Genomic DNA, 18,442 nt, shown 5'->3' with positions numbered 1-18,442 from the left:
TGGTTTTATGCGGCTAGGCCAAGTTTGTGCCGGTATTCCACAGGACTTAAACGTCCCAGAGATACCTTGATACGTTTTTCGTTGTACCAACGAATGTACGCATCGACAGCTTCGATGAACTGCTCAATCGTCGTTGATTGCCAGTTGCCGGGATAGAACAACTCTATTTTCAGCCTTCCAAAGAAGCCTTCGCATGCAGCATTGTCTGGCGAGCAACCTTTGCGAGACATCGAGCGAATCAGCTTTGCATCATGGATCCTCGAGAGCCAGCCCGGCCAGCGGTAGTGAGCTCCACGATCAGAATGAATCACAGGGCGGCTCTCACTGCCTTGAGCAGCATCAATGGCCGCATCCAGCATTGTGTTGACGAGATTTGCGTTGGGATGAGTCCCAATCGACCAGCTCACCACCAGCCCGTCAAAGCAATCAATGACTGGCGACAGGTAAACCTTGCCAGCAGGGATTTGGAATTCAGTAATGTCTGTGAGCCACTTCTCATTGGGCGCAGCAGCATGGAAGTCTCGATTGATGAGGTTTTGCGGGGCAGCACCTATCTCTCCAAGGTAGGAGTTATATCTGCGGCGTTTGGGCTTGGCCACGATCAACCCCTCCTGCTTCATCAGCCGACGAACCACCTTCTCTGAGATGCCCGTGCACTCCTTGAGCAGAGATGCCTGTACCCTGCGGTACCCATAGCAACGGTAGTTGTTGTCGAAGATCTCTGTGATGCTTCGGCGTACATCCAAGTATTTGTCAGCCAGCTTCAGCCGGGCACGATGGTAAAAGTACGAGCTTCTAGCAAGGCCAACAAGAGAAAGCAGTTCTGGCAATTCATACTGACCGCGCAACGCTTCAACCAGCACAGCCTTATCTTTGTTTGCCAGGCTATGCAGATCAATGCCAGCCCCATTTTTTAAGATTTCATGGGCCTGTTTGAGAAGCTCCCGCTCTATCTTCAGCCGCCGAACATCCTGGCGCAATGATTCAACTTGGCGCCTGAGTGCTGCTTCATCCAACACTGGCGATCGCTTTGGACTGTGTTTCATCGAGGCAGGGGCACAAGGGCCAAGCAACTGATTTTTCCAGTTGTACAAGGTCCCCCTACACACCCCTAACTTGTCCGCAATCTCCTGTGCAGTTGATTGACGGGTACACAGTTGCACCACGCCCTCACACATCAAAGTATCAGGCTTTGTAGCCGGCCAAGATCTGCCTACTCTCGATTTGCAGGTGTCAGGGCAGTCTTGCCGAACCCACGCAGTCAACGTTCCTCGACCCGGATAACCCAAAGCCCTCATCGTTGCAGCAATACAGCGATCATGGGCGAGGTAATGAGCAACCGCCACCTCCCTTTGCTTCAGAGAATATTTTGGTGCTCTTGGAGCTTGGCTTGCTGGCAAATCCTGATGCTTCAGGTAGTGCTGATACCAGCCTTTCAATGCGTTCTTGGTTGGGTACCCCAACTGGCGAATCGTGGCTCTGGCACGCAAGCCAAGCTTGATGTAAAGCTCAACTGCACGAATCCTGTCTGCGTATGAATACATGAACTACCTCCTGGTAGTCCAAGTTTTTGTCCGCATCCCCGCCATTTCCATCTCAAACTGACCCACCCTTTAGCTTGAGCCGGAAGGCTCAAGATGTGGATAAGATTTTGTTTCTCTCCTTCTTCATGGGCGGTTGTTGGACTGCACTGCTGTGCTTGAAGCGGTAGCTGTCGTTGCCTGTTTCCAGAATATGGCAGTGGTGGGTCAGGCGGTCCAGCAAAGCCGTGGTCATCTTGGCATCACCAAACACGCTGGCCCATTCGCTGAAGCTCAGGTTGGTGGTGATGACCACGCTGGTACGTTCGTAAAGCGTCGAGAGCAGATGGAACAGTAGCGCTCCACCAGATGAGCTGAAGGGCAGATAGCCCAGTTCATCGAGTATCACCAGATCCGTATGCACCAACCTGTGGGCGAGCTGTCCGGCTTTGCCCTGGACCTTCTCTTGCTCCAAGGCATTAACCAATTCCACAGTAGAGAAGAAGCGCACCCTTTGACGGTGGTGCTCAATGGCCTGAATACCCAGTGCCGTAGCAATGTGCGTCTTACCCGTGCCAGGCCCACCGACAAGCACCACATTGTTAGCCTTCTCGATGAACTCACAGCGATGAAGGCTGCGTACCAAGGCTTCATTGACCTCACTGTGGGCGAAGTCAAAGCCTGCCAGATCTCTGTAGACCGGGAACCTGGCGGCCTTGAGTTGATAGGCAATGGAGCGCACTTCTCGCTCAGCACTCTCGGCCTTGAGCAGTTGCGACAGTATGGGGTGTGCTGCTTCAAAGGCTGGTGAGCCTTGCTCGGCAAGTTCTGTCACGGCCTGGGCCATGCCAAACATCTTGAGTTGGCGCAGCATGATGATGATCGCAGCGATGGCGGGGTCATGACGCATGGCGCACCTGTCGGAGTTGGTCATAGCGCACGACGTTGGCCTGGGGCTCAACGATCAAGGCCAAGGCTTGGGGTGAGTGGATGGGCTCAGGTTCCGGTGTTCCATCAATGAGGCGGTGCAAGATATTGATGATGTGGGTCTTGCGAGGTACGCCATCCTCCAGTGCCAACTCGACAGCGGCCAGGACGGCTTGCTCATCGTGCTGCAACACCAAGGCAAGCACCTCCACCATCTCACGGTCGCCGCCAGGTTGCTTCAGGAGCAAAGCTTGCAGTCGTTTGAATGCGTCTGGCAACTCGGCAAACGGCGCACCGTTGCGCAATGCGCCAGGCTTGCGCTGCAATACGGCCAAGTAATGGCGCCAGTCATAGACCGTACGCCCAGAGCCTTGGTGATTGCGCTCAATGATGCGCGGGTGTTCGCAGACGAGCTGACCTTCGGCCACGACAACCAGGCGGTCGGCATAAACCTGCAAGCTCACGGGCCTGTTGGCATAAGAGGCCGGCACGCTGTAGCGATTGCGCTCAAAGTGAACTAGGCAGGTGGGAGAGACTCGTTTGGCATGCTCGACAAAGCCGTCAAACGGCCGAGGCATGGGCATCAAGGTTGAGCGTTCTTGCTCCCACACATCAGCAAGTGAGCCAGGCAATTGGCCATGCGCAATCTCTTGCCATAACTGTTGACACCGTTGCTCTAGCCAATCGTTGAGGGCTCTGAGTGTTGGAAACGTTGGTACAGATTGCCAGATACGATGGCGAGCGTCCCGAACATTCTTCTCGACCTGTCCCTTCTCCCATCCCGAGGCCGGATTGCAAAACTGTGCCTCGAACAGGAAATGGCTGGCCATGGCACTGAAACGGGCGTTGACCTCTCTGAGCTTGCCACGGCCGACACGATCAACGGCTGTGCGCATGTTGTCATAGATCCCCCGCCTAGGGATGCCGCCAAACACCGCAAAGGCACGGTTGTGGGCATCGAACAGCATCTCATGGGTTTGCAGCGGATAGGCCCGCAGATAGAAGGCTCGGCTGTGGCTGAGCTTGAAGTGAGCCACTTGCAGCTTGGTGCGTACACCCGCAATGACAGCCCAATCCTCGCTCCAATCAAACTGGAAGGCTTCTCCAGCGCCAAAGACCAGAGGCACAAAAACGCCTCGCCCTGATGTCTGCTCAGCGGCATGACACTGAGCCTTCCATACTCTGGCAAAGGCAGCGACTCGGTTGTAGGAGCCGGTGTAGCCCAACGCCTGCAAGTCCAGAAACATCTGCTTGATCGTGCGCCGCTGCTTGCGAGAGCGGTTGGCTTCTGTGCGCAACCAGCCAGACAGCTTGCAGGCAAATGGGTCTAGCTTGGTGACGATGGTGCGCTGTGCAAGACGAGGCTGCACAACGTCGGAGCGCAAATACTTGCGGATGGTATTGCGAGAAAGCCCGGTTCTGCGGGCGATCTCTCGGATGGACAGGTGCTCACGCAGAGCCCAGCGTCGGATGACACTCAAAGTAGCCACGTCAATCACTCCTGGTCTCCTGCTGCACAAGAAAGCAGCAGGCTAGGGTTAATGCGTGGGTCAGATTGAGATGGAAAAACCGGGGGCTAGTGGGTCACTTCTGGGTGGAAATCAACAGCTGGTGGTAAGACTGGGCTTTCCGACCTGTCCTGCTGCTGTCGAGTGGGCGATGAGCCACCCGAATGTCCAACTTCGCGTCTATACGGCGCGTTCATTCCATCCAAAACTCTATCTTTTCGGCGATGACAAGGCCTTGGTGGGATCGGCCAACCTAACAAGAGCGGCCATCACAGCGAATCAAGAAATCGTTGTGGGACTTGACGATAGTGACGAACGTTTGCCTGAGCTCGCAGCGATATTCCAAGACTACTGGGAAAGCGCCGACGTTCCCACAGGCGAAATGTTGGCACAGTACAGGATGTTGTACCGCAAGTACGAGCAGCACAGCAACGCTGCAGAATTGCTTGCTGACGAGGTCGCAGAGTTGCTCGGCAAGACCGCACCGAACAACATCGCCCGCGGACAGCCAAAGCCCAGGTCCGATTCTCTCTTTCGTTCAAGCTTTCGAAAGTCCTACCAAGAGTGCGTGTCGGCATTCAACATTGTGCGAGATGCATACGCAGCGAGCGGCTATAGGAAGGTCAGCGAGCAGGACGTTCCACTCCGTCTCGAGGTTGACTCCTTCATGAGCTTCATTCGGCAAAAACACGCCACCGGGGAGTCTTGGCAGAAGTCCCCCTACCGAACCGTCGAGGAGCAGCGAACCATCCTGCGACCACTCATTGACGAGTGGTCATCCATACCATGGCCTTACTTCGAGAACACCATCGTCGGCGAGACCTATCCACGCCTGCAGCGCGTATTCAAGTCAAAGGAGACAATTCTCGCGGCCTCGGACGATGAACTGTTTGACGCCCTATCCACTCTGCACAGTTTCGGCGACCGCCTCCGCTTCTATCGCGGCGGGAAAGAAACTTGGAGAGATGAGTTCATCAATAGCAACGACCCCGAACGCGCTAGAGAAGCGCTTGCGCATTTGGTGTTCGGGCGTGGGGACGTAGTAGACAGGATGGCTGATGCGGTCAATGGCGACGGCAAGATTAAGGCTTTCGGTAAGGCCAACGTTCAGGAACTCATCGGCTGGTGCAACAAGGAAGAACTCCCCATCCTTAATAGCCGAACGACAAAAGTGCTGCGCTACTTGGGATCCAGAGTTCGACAGATCCACTGACCTGCCGCTGCGTAGTGGTATCAGTTGTGCGACTGCCCTGATTGATTTCTAAAAGGCAAGAAGTTCGGTTCATCTTCGCTGTGCTTGTCGATCGGACCAGGCGTTTTCAAGCTGATCATGACGGCATCTGCATTCGCGAACGATGCGATTCGGGATACGGCCCGATAGTAGGGGCAGTGTCGGCTTCTGTCGCGAAAGTGGCCGCCAAACGTATTGATTACGACCGGCAGCGACCGCTGCAAAGCCGACTTAGGTGGTCAGAAGTCGGCTTCAGGCTATTTCTCATCGTTGCCGAGGAACTGCATTTCGACCGTGCTGCCAAGCGGTTGAACATGTCACAGCCGCCGCTCACTGAACATTCCAAACACTACTGCAGTGGACGTTGGACAAGCTGCAGCGAGTACAACCAACTGGCCGAGGCCCATACATGTAGCTAGGTTATCCCTATCACCGCATCGCTGGCCCCGCGTGCCAGTACCCGGGAAAATGACTGGCACATGCCGGCGAAAGTATCCGCGCTGGCGCTTAGCGGGCTGTCGCTGCGGTAGATCAGGCAGTTGTCGAAGGTTGGCGACGACTCCTCTATGGGCAGGGCCACGACATCGTTGCCCAGCAAATTGTTGTCCATCATGACCACGGGCACCATGGCCAGCCAGTCCGTGCCTCGGAGCAGGGGCGTGAGGTGGGAGAAAGACTCGCAGGTGGCGGCCACCCGCGGCATGGGCAGGCCTTGCTCGGCATGAAAGCGCAGCACTGTGCCCCCGGGGCCGCCGGGCGGGCCCAGCAGCACCCATTCCTGGCCTTGCAAGGCTTTGAGACGGCATGCCCCGGCTAGGGGGTGACCGCGCCTGGCTATCACCACCAGGGCGCTGCGAAACAGCTTGCGCACTTCAAAGCCCGCGGCCACTCCTGCATCGGGCACGGCGGTGACCGCCAGTTGTATGCGCGACTGCTGTAACTCGGGCAGCAACTGCTCATAAAAGCCGCTGAACAAGCGCAGCTGCACTGAGGGAAAGCGTCGGTGGAACTCGGGAACCACCAGATGCAGCAAAACCGCCGTAGGCGTGGGCCCCAGGCCAATGGCCAGGCTGCCGCCCTCGGAAGTGAGGGCCTGGCGCGCATCCTCCTCGGCCTTGTAGGCCTCGCGCGTAATGAGCTTGGCGCGCGGCAGCAGCCTCTCGCCCTCGGCCGTCAGCGCAACGCCCTGCACCGAACGGCGCAGCAGTTGCACGCCCAGCGTGGCTTCCAGCGCCTTGAGGCTGGTCGTGATCCCGGCCTGTGAAATATCCAACTGGCGCGAAGCCGCCCTGAAGCCGCCGCACTCCACCACGGCCAGAAAAACTCTCAACTGTTGCAGCGTCATGGCCTTTACCGATAAGAAAACCTGATCACTATAAGCCTCTCCTGGCTTATCCGGCGCAGCGCTTGTCCCTACCATCGACTACGCAAAAACACTTTTCGCCATCTCATTTAATTCAGAAGTTTCAAAGTGAAAACACAGGTTGCAATCATTGGAGGCGGACCCGCCGGATTACTTTTATCCCATTTGCTGTACCAGGCCGGCGTGGACAGCGTGGTGCTGGAGCACCGCAGTCGCGCCCAGGTTGAGGCACGCATACGCGCAGGCGTGCTCGAACAGGGAACGGTCGATCTGCTGCGCAGTTGCGGTCTGGGCGAGCGCATGGACAAAGAAGGCCATTTGCACGACGGCATGAAAATCGCCTGGGCCGGCCAGGAGAGCTTCTTCATCGATGTGCACAAGCACCTGGGCAAGCGCTTCATGGCCTACGGCCAGACCCAGATTCAGGAGGACTTGCATGCGGCCAGCGATGCGCGCTCGGCGCGCATACTGCATGAGGCCATGAACGTAAGCTTGCACGATGTGGACGGCCAGGCGCCTTTCGTCACCTTCGAGCACAAAGGCCGCGCACAACGCTTGGACTGCGAGTTCATCGCGGGCTGTGACGGCTTTCACGGCGTCTCGCGCAAGACCATCCCCGCCGATGTGCTGCGTGAGTTCGAGAAGGTCTATCCGTTTGGCTGGCTGGGCATTCTGTCGGAGACGCCGCCGCTGGACGACATCGTCTACGCAAATCACCCGCGTGGCTTTGCGCTGGCCTCCATGCGCAACCCCATGCTGAGCCGCTATTACATACAAGTGCCCCTGGACACGCGCCTGGAAGACTGGTCGGACGAGCGCTTTTGGGAAGAACTAAAGGCCCGCTATCCCAAGGAGATGGCCGAGCGCATCGTCACCGGCCCGTCCATCGAAAAATCGATTGCCCCCTTGCGCAGCTACGTGGCTGAGCCTATGCGCCATGGCAGCCTGTTCCTGGCCGGCGATGCGGCCCACATCGTGCCGCCCACGGGCGCCAAGGGGCTGAACCTCGCCGTCTCCGATGTGTTTTACCTGTCCAGGGCCCTGGCCAGCTTCTATGCCACGGGCTCGGCCGAGCTCATAGACGGCTACAGCGACATGGCGCTGCGCCGCGTCTGGGCCTCGGTGCGCACCTCCTGGTATCTGACCAATCTGCTGCACCGCTTTCCGGACAGCTCGGCCTTCGACCAGCGCGCCCAGGAGTACGAGCTCGAATACCTGCGCGCCAACCCCTCGGCCCAGTTGGCCTTGGCCGAGCAATACGCAGGCCTGCCGTTCGAGGAAACCTCAGGCGTAGCTGCAACTAAAGCGAAAGGAGAAGGCTCATGAAGGAGCAACTTATGGAGACAAAGGCTGCCCTGGCCGACATCCCTGGCACCTATGTCTTCGACGGTGCCCAACACCGCCTGGGCCTGAGGCTCAACATGTTTTGCAAGTCCCTGGACGACAAACACAACCGTGAGCGCTTTCGCCAAGATCCCGAGCAATATCTTGCAGGCCATGCCCTGTCCGATGAACAACTGACCGCCGTGCGCTCTCGCGACTGGCTGGCCATGTTGAGCCTGGGCGGCAATATCTACTACCTATTCAAGCTGGCCATCTTCGATGGATGGAGCATGCAGCACGCGGGAGCGGCCATGTCCGGCACGGGCATGAGCGTGGAGGAATTCCGCCAGATGATGCTCGGCGGAGGCCGGCGCATAGAAGGCTGGCGCAGCCGCAAGGAGGCTTGCCATGGCTGAGATCATTGGAGGCGTGGGCACATCGCATGTGCCAGCCATTGGCGCGGCCGTCGATCATGGCAAATGCCACGAGCCCTACTGGCAGCCTGTGTTTGAGGGCATGCAGGCCGCGCGCGACTGGATAGCGAAGACCCGGCCCGATGTTTGCATCATCGTCTACAACGACCATGCATCCTGCTTCGACCTGAGGCTGACGCCGACCTTTGCGCTGGGTGTGGGCGAGAAGTTCGCCCCGCATGACGAAGGCTATGGCCCCCGGCCCGTGCCCGAGGTCCAGGGCGCTCCCGAGTTGGCCTGGCATATCGCCGAGTCCCTGATCGCCCAGAACTTCGACCTCACCCTGGTCAGCGAGATGAGCGTAGACCACGGTCTGACCGTGCCCTTGTCGATTCTCTACGACCAGCCTTCGGTCTGGCCCTGCAGGGTGATTCCGTTGTGCGTGAATGTGATACAGCACCCGCTGCCCACAGCCGCGCGCTGCCATGCGCTAGGCAAGGCCTTGCGCGCCGCTATAGAAAGCCATGCCAGCGGCCTCAAGGTCGCCGTCATCGGCACAGGCGGGCTATCGCACCAATTGCAGGGAGAGCGTGCCGGCCTGATCAACGCGGCTTATGACCAGCACTGGCTGGACCTCTTCGTACACGAGCCCGAGCGGGTTGCAGAAATCGGCGTTGCCGAGATGCTGCGCGAGACGGGCTCGGAAGGGGTGGAAGCCATCATGTGGCTGGTCATGCGCGGCTGCCTCGACGCCCGAGTCAAGACCTTGCACCGCTTCTACCACGTGCCCGTCTCCAACACCGCTTATGGACTCGTGGTGCTGGAAAACGAATGACTCCCTTGAGCTGTCTGCAGAGCTGGAGGGGGACAGTCTGCTCGATGTCCCTCAGTGGGGAGCTAGTTTTGGGCACTTGGGTACTGAGTAGGTGTTCCCCTTAACAGCGAGGGCCTGCTCACACAACTCTAAGCACCGCTGCGATCACTGAATTTCAAACAACAAGGAGACAAACCATGTTCATCCACTTCAAACTCACATGCCGCCCGATTCTCGTAGCGCTTGCTGCCATGGCCGCACTGACCTCGCCGGCCATGGCATCCAACGTCGGTGCTTGGCCGCAAAAGCCTGTACGGGTTATTGTCAACTTCCCGCCGGGAAGTTCGCCCGATGTGGTCGCTAGGGCGATTACCGTGCCCCTGGCACAGGCCCTGGGCCAGCCTTTTGTGATCGACAACCGGTCGGGCGCTGGCGGCAGCCTGGGCGCCGATGCCGCAGCCAAGTCTGCCGCCGACGGCTATACGCTGCTAGCCTCTTCGGGCAGTGCTATCTCTATAAATCCCCATGTCTATCGCAAGCTTCCTTACGACACGGAAAAGGACTTGACCCCCGTGGCCGCAGCAGCGCGCATAGAGCTGTTTTTGGTTGCGCGCGCCAATGCACCGTTCAACAACTTCGATGAGTTGGTCGCTTATGCGAGAGCCAACCCCGGCCAACTGAGCTATGGCTCGCCTGGAAACGGAACGGCTCCCCATATCGCCGGCGAAATGCTTAAGGAGCAGGCCAAGATCAACCTGCTGCATGTGCCCTACCGGGGAGCTGCCAATGTGCTGCAGGACGTGCTCGCAGGACAGGTCGACGTCTTCTTTGACCCGGGCATTGCCATTAGCCATATTCAGAGCAAGAAACTCAAGCTGATCGCCGTGGGTAGCCTCAAGCGTTCCAGCCTGTTTGCCCAAACGCCAACGCTGGATGAGCTAGGTCTCAAGGGCTTTGATGCTGGCACCAGCCATGCGTTCTACCTGCCAGCAGGAACCCCTCAGCCTATCGTCCAGCGCCTGAACCAAGAAATCAATCGCATTGTGCAAACGCCTGCGGTCACTTCTCAAATCCATGCTCTAGGGGCCGAAGTTCAGGTGCTGTCTCCAGAACGGCTGCGTACCCAAATCCGGCAGGATCACCAGCGCTTTGGCGAAGTGGTCAAGCGCCAGGGCATCCGCGCAGAATAAATGTTGGCAGGCGATCTGGCTTTAAAGGCTTTGGAAAGCTGAAAAAGCCAATAAGGCCTAGCGTTGCTCTGTATAGCAGCTTCGTGTGGGATGCGTCGGTTTTTGATGTTGCATCGCTCATGCTTGCTCAAAAAAATCAATGACTTAAATGACCACTCATAGGTATAGAGCAGTCATTCATTTAAAGAGCCCGATGGACAGCAACCGCTGCATAGCAAGCATAGAGCGGCATAGTTCAAACGACAGCAATGGGTTGTTTACGGACTTAGGTTGTGCCGAGGCACGCATAAGGCTTTGCGCCAATCCCACGGCGCGATTGTCCCGGCCTCTCGTCAAAGCCCAACTTTTCGAGCCTTGGCCTCTTGCTCTGCAAACTCGTATTGCTCGCGCTCCTGCTGTGACTGTTCGCGGCATATGCGCGAGACCACCAGCAAACAAGCGCGTTTTTGTGTATGGCATCGTCTTTAAAATCAAATAATTAGGTGATTTTGATGCCATCAACTGCAGAAGGCAGGGCTGATGGTATGGACGAGGCGGATGGTATTGGCGATGCTCGGTGCCATGCAAAGTGCCATCGAAACCCGCCGACTTCGTAAGACCGGCTAGTTCCAGATAGAGCCAGATAGAAATGAAAAAAGCCCGCGATATCGCGGGCTTGCATGAGCAAAGGTCTAAAGCTTGCGTGTCAGTTCACGACAGCGCTTTATTCCCACTCGATGGTTGCTGGTGGCTTGGTGCTCACGTCATAGGTGACGCGGTTGATGCCGCGCACTTCGTTGATGATGCGGCCGGAGACCTTCTTGAGCAGGCCGTAGGGCAGCTCGGCCCAGTCGGCAGTCATGAAGTCGCTGGTGACCACGGCGCGCAGGGCCACGACGTAGTCGTAGGTGCGGCCGTCGCCCATCACGCCCACGCTCTTGACGGGCAGGAAGACGGTAAAGGCCTGGCTGGTCAGGTCGTACCAGCTCTTGCCGGTCTTTTCGTCGATCCAGTTGTTCAGCTCTTCGATGAAGATGGCATCTGCGCGGCGCAGCAGGTCGGCATATTCCTTCTTCACTTCGCCCAGAATGCGCACGCCCAGGCCGGGGCCGGGGAAGGGGTGGCGGTAGACCATGCCGCGGGGCAGGCCCAGGGCCACGCCCAGTTCGCGCACTTCGTCCTTGAACAGGTCGCGCAGGGGTTCCAGCAGCTTCAGGCCCAGTTGCTCGGGCAGGCCGCCGACGTTGTGGTGGCTCTTGATGGTGACGGCCTTCTTGCTCTTGGCGCCGCCAGACTCGATCACGTCGGGGTAGATGGTGCCCTGGGCCAGGAAGGTGGCGCCCTTGGAGCCGGCGTTGGCAGCCTTGAGCTTTTCGGCTTCGGCCTTGAATACGTCCACGAACAGGCGGCCGATGATCTTGCGCTTTTGCTCGGGCTCGGACACGCCGGCCAGCTCGCCCAGGAACAGGGCGGAGGCATCGACGCGCACGAGGGGATAGGAAATCCAACCGCGTGAGCACAAGTATAGCACACGTTTGGGGCGTCTCAGGCATGCACACAGGGGACTGCTGGGTTGATTTCTCAAAGCCAGTTGCCCGAGATTTTTCGGTATGACCCGTTTTTGGCGGTGACAGGCGCAGCGCTGCCTCGCAACGTTGGCAAAACCACTGTTAACCGCTGTTGCCACCCTACCAACTGACGCGCTGATCGACCTCGAAGTCCGGGGCCGGTTGGGTCGCTTCATCCCAGTCTGGGGCTGGCTCCACGCCCTCTGCGGCTTGCGCGTCGCACTCGTCCCACAGTGGCGGCCCGCGTGCCGGGGTGATGTGCGGCGGCTCCGTCTCCACCCCGATGTGCTCCAGTATTTGGCGGATATCGGCACTGTGTGTGATGAAGGCGATGATGTGCATTTGCCCGCCGCAGATGGGGCACAGCAGCGGGAACACCTCGTAGATACGGGCCATCAGCACCGCCCACAAATAGTGCGCCGGGCGCTTGGGTGGCACCGGCTGGGCGGGCTCGGTCTGGGTTGGCAGTGGGCTTCTTACCCCAAGTGCGCCCTCGCCTGCAGCCGTGCTGGCTGGCTCGGCTTGCACCTGCGCCGGTTTCACCGCTGCATCACGCGCCAGCGCCGTGACGGCAGGCCTCAAGGGTGAGTTCGGTGCCAGCACGCCAAAGTAGCGGTGGCGGTGCGTGCGCGGCGGGGGCACCAGCTTGGCGATACGTTCAATCAGCTCCAGCGGGGTGAGGGTGATCTCATCGGCCTTTACGCCGCGCTTGTTGTGAGGCAGGCTGCCGGGCTCGCTGTGCTGCTTGGCGCAGCGGTAGACCAGCTCGCTGCCCGCTTTGCGCAGCCGCTCCATGGCAAACGGCGGGCGGGCGCAGTAGCGCAGCAGCCGCTCCAGCCCGGCGCGGTCGTGCGCCGCTATGCACACGCTGGTGTCCGCCGAAAACCCGCTGTGCTTGTAGCCCAGCATCTCTTGGGCCTCGAAACTCTCCAGCAGGCCCCGTCCGACAAAGGCGCGCAGGATGCGTTTGCGTAAGCTGGCCTGCACCTGACCCACGGCATCCGCAGTCACGCCGGTGGCGGGGTGGAAGATGATGCGCGATGGTGAGCTTTGAGAAGCTGCATCAGCAGCATCGCCCTCCTCGCCCGCCACTTCCTCAAACACGCCATCGACTGCGCAGACATGGAAGTGCACATGCTCGTTCAGACTGGAGCCAAAGCGGTGGATGAAGGCGACTGCGCCTATGTGCAGTGCTGCCTTGTCCACATTGGCCGCACCAGGGCTGTTGGCTTGCAGCGTTTGCGCGATGACGCGTAGGAAGATGCGCAGCACCATGCCCAGCACCGGGCCCTCTCGCTGCATGTAGTACCGCAGCCGTTTGGGCACCGACAGCACCCACTGGCGCACCGGCAGGCGGGGAAACACATGGTCGGTGAGGTGTGCCGCCGTCTCAGCCATGCGCCGGGTGTTGCATGAGGGGCAGACACCCCTGCCTTTGCACGAGAAGGCGACCAGGAAGTCGTGTCCGCAGTCGTCGCAGCGGGCGCGGGCAAAGCCGTGGGCGAAGATGCCGCACTCCAGATATTTCTCGAACGCTTTGCGCACGTAGGGCCTGGGGCTGTGGTGGTCGCCCTGGCCCTCAAATTGACCCTCGCAAGCCAGCTCCAGCCAGCTCTCGTAGTGCTCGGCCACGGTTTGGTAGAGCAGAGTGCGTTCGGGGTGGCGGGGGTTGTAGCGCTTGGGTTTGGCGGTGGCTGGCATGAATACTGCGCAAATACACAGTATTTTGCAGACTTCTCCTCAGCCGTGTGAACGCTGGTCAGGAACCGCCTCTATTCGCCGGTGAGGTGGCGGTTTTGATGCGCGGCGGGTTCAGCTGAGCAGCGCCTGCTGGTCTGGCCTGGCTTTGATCGGGGTGTACTCTCGGCGGTTATTCGCACCGGTTACTCGCGCGACGGCTGACCGACCAGTCCCATGTACTGGTCGGCAAACGAGAAGCGCGCGCCGACGCGGTTGCCGTAGTAGAGGTCGTGGTGCCAGAGCGTGAGCGTGGTGCCGCCGTCGTACTCCGCCTGCTGCGGCTCCCACGGTTGGCCGCAGAAATTCAGTGCGCTGAAGCGCATCGGGGCCAGCGCCGGCTGGCCGGCCATGAAGGTGGCTTCGTAGGCGCGGGTCGCTAATGCACCATGGACTTCAGGCGTGAAGCTTTCGCGGCCCCCACTAATCGATCGAACGAGCCAACTAAGTCTCGTGGCTAACCTCACGAGTCCCCTACGTACGGCCATGCCATGCTGGAAACATCGGTCGCAAGTTTCCTACAATGCAGCCATGCCGACCCGCGAATACCCGCTCAAGATTTCCTTTCACGCGACCGCTGCGCTGGAACTGGCGTATACGAAGGGCCATCATAATCCCGCCGAGGTCGAACGCGAGGTGCACGCCATCACCATGGCGGTTGATGGCGGCTGGGTCGAGCCGCAACATGGCTGGTGGCGGTGGAACCCCATGCGCGGGAAGCCTGGCGGCCAGATGATGGCGGCGGCCCCGTTTACCCATGGCGCCTTTCCGGTGACGTGGATGGAGCGGAGGAAAAGCTGAGCGAGGGGGCGCAGCCCGCCCAGCTTGCCGATGTATTACTTGCCTTGTGTGGAGTCGTGACGACGGCGCCGGAAATGTCTCGGCCATGAGCGGGGCCAGGGTTCAGCCCCGTGAAGCGCAGGAGCGGCTGGCAGAGGCGACGGCTCCCGATCTTGCCGCGCTGCCCGGCTACAGCAGGCAGCGCCACCGCCAGGAGGCCGCACTTTTCATCCGCTGGGCGTTCGAGCTCGGTTTGATCAACTCGGCCTGGTCCTGGCCAATGCGGCAGCTTGTCCGTCTGCGGCTCTGGATCGGCTGGTCCGTGATCTGTGTCAAAGACGGGTTGCGTCCTGGCGGTTATGCAAAGAGACATCGCGAGGCGCTCTCGACCGTCTGGAACACCCGTCTTTATACCGATGATGGTGTGTCCCTCTCACCGGTTTCGGTCTCCTCACGGTCGGCGCGGCTGTTTGTTTCCGGCACCACCGGGGGCGAGGACCGGGCCGCGACTGCCGCGCTATTGCCGATCCTGCGCGAGGAATTCGCGACGCTCGCCATGCGGATGCAGCCAAAGCTGCGCCCGCACCCCGACTGGGTGAAGGTCAGCTGACCTTAGATGCTGTGAGTCGGGTTAGGGGCTTGCGGTGAAATGTTATGGCTTCTCAAGCGGTGCGGGTCGTGCGTTCACGTTTGTGCCGGATGTGTCTGGTGCGGGCTGTGTTGCTCCCGCCGGTGCGGTTGGTGATATTTTCTACAATATGATCCACCATGTCCTGCAATATTGCGATGGGTCCGCTTGGCGTGCCGCTGGGCCGCCGGGCAATGGCGGTGCCGGGTGCGTTAATCCATCCGGTAATGCCGGGGACGTGGTGTATAATTCCACGCACCATTACCTGCAATATTGCGAAGGGGATGATTGGGTTGGGATCGGGCGTTACAACGAATCCACCATGGCGCCCAAGGGGTGTCCGGTTATTGGGGATACATGTAGCGATGGAACGATTTATGCGGGTCTGACGCCGGATGGAAACGTGCGTATGTATATAACGGCGGCCAACGGGCCATCGCGTGAACCGTTCAACGTGGGGAATGTGGGTGCATCGCGGACAGATACATCGATGATCAATTGCGTAACCCCCTTTACCAATGCGGGCTGTATTCAGGGTGAGGCGAACACCGCCATTCTGGTTGTTGATGATTCGGACAGCGTGACGGCTGGAGTTCAGTCGCACGATGCGGCGACCTATTGTTACAATTTGGTTGCCCATGGTCGCGACGATTGGTATTTGCCGGCCCGCAACGAATTAAGGACGATTTTTGACAATCTGGGCCCGGTGCCAAACCATGGTTTCACATCAACGCCGGATTCGTACTATTACTCGTCATCCGAACAAAGCGCGACCAATGCTTGGGGTGTGGCCTTTGTCAACGGGAATTACTATTCCGGAGATAAAGCCAATAACTATCACGTTCGTTGCGCGCGGAAATAGCCGGCCCGCTTCAAAAATCCTGCGCAATGGCTCCCAAATCATCTAAAATCTTTGTGAATGTCGGGAAACGGACGTAAAACCACAGCCCCCTATGCCGCATCAAAACGAGAAGGCGATACACCGAACCTTTGGCGGAACCTCCGGCTAAAGTGCTCAGCGCTTTTGAACCCGCACATTTCGCTAACCACCGACACAGCTAGCGGCGCACGCTTGAGGAGAAGAAGATCACGGGCGCGGGTTAACCTGACTTCAATCAGTTCGGCAGAAAAGGCTGAGCCAGCACGCTCAAACTCGGCGTGAAGGGCGCGCAATGAGATACCCGCCTGATTTGCGGCCATTGCAGGTGAATAGTCCGGATCGCTGTGATGGGTGGCTAAGAATCTACGCAGACGACGAAGCCGGGCTGTGGCAGCGACCTCTGCATCTTGCTCCTCACTCAAGCAACCGGCAACCAAGGACAGAAACATCTGCCTGACCATCGATGTTTGGCCGGTGGTGATGTCATCCAATGCCGCCACCTCATGAATCTGTGAAAGCAGCAGTCGGCTCGCTGTGCTGACGCTAAGTCTTTTGGCGGCCAAATCATGAGCACGCGGCGCGAGCCTGAGGAGGCATTGGCTCGGCACAGACAGTGAGAACATTTCACCGCCATCTGGGAGATCAACTGAATACGGAGTCGTGCTGTCCATCAACACCAATTCATGTGCCCGCGCTGTGTACTCCCGTCCATTCTGGCGAATGTGACAGCGACCAGACATGCTCACATTCAGAAAGAAAACATCTTTGCCGCTTCGAGCAATGTCCCCTTTCGTACGCGATACGCCATGTGCGGGAGCCGTTACACGATTGAGGTCGATGTCATCAATGGACTGGTGATCCAGTCTGGCTTCAAACCTTGGTGCGCAATCGATTCGCGGGGTCATGGACAAGAACGCTTCGCACACCGCGCTGCGCCAGAACTCGGCGCGTTGGCCTTGTGGAATCAGGGCAGTATTCCAAGTGGCTTTCATGTCAAAACGGGCATCAGGTAATCTAAGTTACCCGATGCCACGTTGATTGACCATAGTGCTAATACCTAGCCGGCAGCGATCCGGCAAAGCAACTCGCCCAGAGCCTCCGGCTGGGACATAAAGGGAGAATGGCTCGAATCCAGTGTGTGGACCTGAGTCGGCCTATGGGGGACGTAAGCATCTGCTTCCGCAATGAAGCGCTTTTGCAGTGCTGGGCGTATCGCATTGTCGCGGGTGCACTGGATGTAGTGGCGCTTCAGGCTTCCCCAGTTTTCAGGGGTGATGTGAACAGGTGTTGCAAATGGCGCCACGGGAACATCGGGCGTCAGCAGATGGGCGATGGACTGGTAACGCTCCTGCGATACATCCTCATAAAAGGTCTTCTTTCCACGACTCTGGTATTCCAAACTGTCGCTGCGGTGATCCATTCGCAGGGCGCCCACTTGGGCCGGATCGGCCATCAACTGAGGCCCCACCATTTCCCCATCGTTTTCAGCGCAATTGATGTAGGAAATTGCAGGCGTGCCATTGGCCGGCATGAAGGCCGTCAGGTACACCAAGTGGGCGATTCGGTGTGGCATACGTTCCGCTACAGCTGAGATAGGTATGCCACCCATGCTGTGACCAACAAGCACGACCTGCTGATGGCCTCCTTCGACGATCGCATGAATGGTTCGTTCGATCGAGTCCACATAATCATCCAGAGTGATGCCTGCGACTTTCGACACCTCGGTACCAAATGCACCTGGCTGTAGTGGCCGTTGTCCGAAACTGTCTGGATTGCGCGCATGAAGACCATGCGCGGGCAGATCCCGGGCAATGGCCATATGTCCTCGCTTTGCCAAGATCGGGATCACTAAATCGTAGGTCCAGGCACCATGCCAGGCACCGTGGACAAGTACAAAGGGGAGATTGGTTGTCATCTCTGTCTCCTGAGTTTCATGATGAGTTCGAGATCACAAAGTCTATGAAGTCAAGATTCGCCAGACCATGGGCAACCAGACTGAGAGTGCAGGCTTCCTGTCTATCGGTGCAAATTTGTATGGCTCGGCGAAGTGGGGATCGAAGTGCTTGTGCCTTCTGGGCTCATAGCTGGCAGGTCTCATTCGTTAGCCAATGACGTTTGTCGCTGCTGAACCGCCGGTCAGGGAGCTTCCGCTTCAGGCTGGCTTCTGTCGCTGGGACAGGGTCGGCGAATGTCAGCGCGCCCCCGGAACCGGCCCTTTGCCGGCGGCGGACTTCGCAGCGGTGTCAGCGAAGAAGTCCAGCACGGCGGCCAGCGCCGGGTTGCGCAGGTCGTCGCGCTCAACCAGCAGTACGTGGCGGGCCGCGTCCAGGCTTCGGCCTTCGCAGCGGCCGGGCGGCTTTGCGCCCGCATTTACGTTGGCGCAATAGACCTGCTGCGCCTCGGGCACGACCACGGTGTCCTGCCCGCCCTGCAGCAGCAGCACGGGGCGTACGGTCCGGGACGCCGCCGGACCGCGCGCTTCACGCGAGGCCGCGCAGGCCCGGGCCACCCAGTGCAGCGTGGGCCCAGCCACCCGGGCGTCGCCGTGACCTGGGCTGCTGCCGGTTCCATTGACACCGAC

At 58.9% G+C, this 18,442-nt stretch carries 17 protein-coding genes and 2 pseudogenes; 9 read left to right on the top strand and 10 right to left on the bottom strand.

All coding sequences use genetic code 11. The features are described 5' to 3' along the window. Window positions 1-5: 5 nt before the first annotated feature. From NOX35_RS27650 to istA, 3 genes are all read right to left on the bottom strand, one after another. Entirely contained in the window at window positions 6-1,544 is a 1,539-nt protein-coding gene (locus tag NOX35_RS27650; RefSeq protein ID WP_256496991.1) for an IS3 family transposase, read from the bottom strand. Window positions 1,545-1,632: 88 nt separating this feature from the next. After that, window positions 1,633-2,430 (bottom strand): IS21-like element helper ATPase IstB, encoded by a 798-nt coding sequence (gene istB, locus NOX35_RS27645; RefSeq protein ID WP_256496990.1) that lies wholly within the window; start codon window positions 2,428-2,430, stop codon window positions 1,633-1,635. Further along, a complete protein-coding gene (gene istA / locus NOX35_RS27640; protein ID WP_256496989.1) occupies window positions 2,420-3,946 on the bottom strand; it encodes an IS21 family transposase in 1,527 nt (508 codons plus the stop codon). Before istA ends, istB begins: the two co-directional genes overlap by 11 nt. Before the next feature lie 46 nt (window positions 3,947-3,992). On the opposite strand from istA, the gene NOX35_RS27635 reads away from it, so the two are divergent. Further along, entirely contained in the window at window positions 3,993-5,168 is a 1,176-nt protein-coding gene (locus tag NOX35_RS27635) for a phospholipase D-like domain-containing protein (protein WP_256496988.1), read from the top strand. 236 nt (window positions 5,169-5,404) lie between these two features. Further along, window positions 5,405-5,533: pseudogene (locus NOX35_RS27630) on the top strand (LysR family transcriptional regulator); the annotation flags it as partial. Window positions 5,534-5,601: 68 nt separating this feature from the next. Here NOX35_RS27630 and NOX35_RS27625 read toward each other — a convergent pair. Beyond that, window positions 5,602-6,531 (bottom strand): LysR substrate-binding domain-containing protein, encoded by a 930-nt coding sequence (locus NOX35_RS27625; protein ID WP_003064842.1) that lies wholly within the window; start codon window positions 6,529-6,531, stop codon window positions 5,602-5,604. A 126-nt stretch (window positions 6,532-6,657) separates the two neighbouring features. Here NOX35_RS27625 and pobA point away from each other — a divergent pair, with 126 nt between their 5' ends. The 4 genes from pobA to NOX35_RS27605 all read left to right on the top strand — a co-directional run bounded on the left by pobA (window position 6,658) and on the right by NOX35_RS27605 (window position 10,289). After that, the gene (gene pobA / locus NOX35_RS27620) at window positions 6,658-7,875 is read left to right on the top strand and encodes a 4-hydroxybenzoate 3-monooxygenase (protein WP_050788957.1); all 1,218 of its coding nucleotides are present in this window, start codon (window positions 6,658-6,660) and stop codon (window positions 7,873-7,875) included. After that, window positions 7,872-8,288 carry a protocatechuate 4,5-dioxygenase subunit alpha gene (ligA, locus tag NOX35_RS27615; protein WP_003064848.1) on the top strand — a complete coding sequence of 139 codons (417 nt, stop codon included), beginning with the start codon at window positions 7,872-7,874 and terminating at the stop codon, window positions 8,286-8,288. The genes pobA and ligA overlap by 4 nt, the downstream gene beginning before the upstream one ends. After that, window positions 8,281-9,120 carry a class III extradiol dioxygenase subunit beta gene (locus NOX35_RS27610; RefSeq protein WP_003064850.1) on the top strand — a complete coding sequence of 280 codons (840 nt, stop codon included), beginning with the start codon at window positions 8,281-8,283 and terminating at the stop codon, window positions 9,118-9,120. Before ligA ends, NOX35_RS27610 begins: the two co-directional genes overlap by 8 nt. Before the next feature lie 176 nt (window positions 9,121-9,296). Beyond that, window positions 9,297-10,289 (top strand): tripartite tricarboxylate transporter substrate binding protein, encoded by a 993-nt coding sequence (locus NOX35_RS27605; protein WP_256496983.1) that lies wholly within the window; start codon window positions 9,297-9,299, stop codon window positions 10,287-10,289. 703 nt (window positions 10,290-10,992) lie between these two features. On the opposite strand, the pseudogene guaA reads toward NOX35_RS27605, so the two are convergent. The 3 genes and pseudogenes from guaA to NOX35_RS27590 all read right to left on the bottom strand — a co-directional run. Next, window positions 10,993-11,760 (bottom strand): annotated as a pseudogene (gene guaA / locus NOX35_RS27600) (glutamine-hydrolyzing GMP synthase); the annotation flags it as partial. Between the two features lie 196 nt (window positions 11,761-11,956). Beyond that, entirely contained in the window at window positions 11,957-13,537 is a 1,581-nt protein-coding gene (locus NOX35_RS27595) for an IS91 family transposase (RefSeq protein WP_011798713.1), read from the bottom strand. A 182-nt stretch (window positions 13,538-13,719) separates the two neighbouring features. After that, window positions 13,720-13,926 carry a hypothetical protein gene (locus tag NOX35_RS27590; RefSeq protein ID WP_020205952.1) on the bottom strand — a complete coding sequence of 69 codons (207 nt, stop codon included), beginning with the start codon at window positions 13,924-13,926 and terminating at the stop codon, window positions 13,720-13,722. Window positions 13,927-14,104: 178 nt separating this feature from the next. Between NOX35_RS27590 and NOX35_RS27585 the strand changes: the two genes are divergently transcribed. The 3 genes from NOX35_RS27585 (at window position 14,105) to NOX35_RS27575 (ending at window position 15,843) form a co-directional block, all read left to right on the top strand. Next, complete coding sequence (locus NOX35_RS27585; protein WP_144735867.1) at window positions 14,105-14,374, top strand: hypothetical protein; 270 nt, start codon at window positions 14,105-14,107, stop codon at window positions 14,372-14,374. 85 nt (window positions 14,375-14,459) lie between these two features. Next, a complete protein-coding gene (locus NOX35_RS27580) occupies window positions 14,460-14,963 on the top strand; it encodes a hypothetical protein (protein ID WP_144735869.1) in 504 nt (167 codons plus the stop codon). A gap of 34 nt (window positions 14,964-14,997) precedes the next feature. Then, window positions 14,998-15,843 carry a DUF1566 domain-containing protein gene (locus tag NOX35_RS27575; RefSeq protein ID WP_371878563.1) on the top strand — a complete coding sequence of 282 codons (846 nt, stop codon included), beginning with the start codon at window positions 14,998-15,000 and terminating at the stop codon, window positions 15,841-15,843. An 89-nt stretch (window positions 15,844-15,932) separates the two neighbouring features. Here the strand turns inward: NOX35_RS27575 and NOX35_RS27570 are convergent, their stop codons facing one another. From NOX35_RS27570 to NOX35_RS27560, 3 genes are all read right to left on the bottom strand, one after another. Beyond that, window positions 15,933-16,853: a helix-turn-helix domain-containing protein gene (locus tag NOX35_RS27570; RefSeq protein WP_256496987.1), complete on the bottom strand. Its 921-nt coding sequence runs from the start codon at window positions 16,851-16,853 to the stop codon at window positions 15,933-15,935. 65 nt (window positions 16,854-16,918) lie between these two features. After that, the gene (locus NOX35_RS27565) at window positions 16,919-17,776 is read right to left on the bottom strand and encodes an alpha/beta fold hydrolase (protein ID WP_256496986.1); all 858 of its coding nucleotides are present in this window, start codon (window positions 17,774-17,776) and stop codon (window positions 16,919-16,921) included. A 276-nt stretch (window positions 17,777-18,052) separates the two neighbouring features. After that, entirely contained in the window at window positions 18,053-18,304 is a 252-nt protein-coding gene (locus NOX35_RS27560; protein WP_256496985.1) for a hypothetical protein, read from the bottom strand. Window positions 18,305-18,442 lie beyond the last annotated feature (138 nt).

Origin of the sequence: Comamonas sp. C11 (assembly GCF_024496285.1) — a bacterium.
GTDB classification, from domain to species: domain Bacteria; phylum Pseudomonadota; class Gammaproteobacteria; order Burkholderiales; family Burkholderiaceae_C; genus Comamonas; species Comamonas testosteroni_F.
The sequence above is the reverse complement of the archived record's forward strand: the minus strand, read 5'-3'. Positions and strand labels throughout refer to the sequence as shown.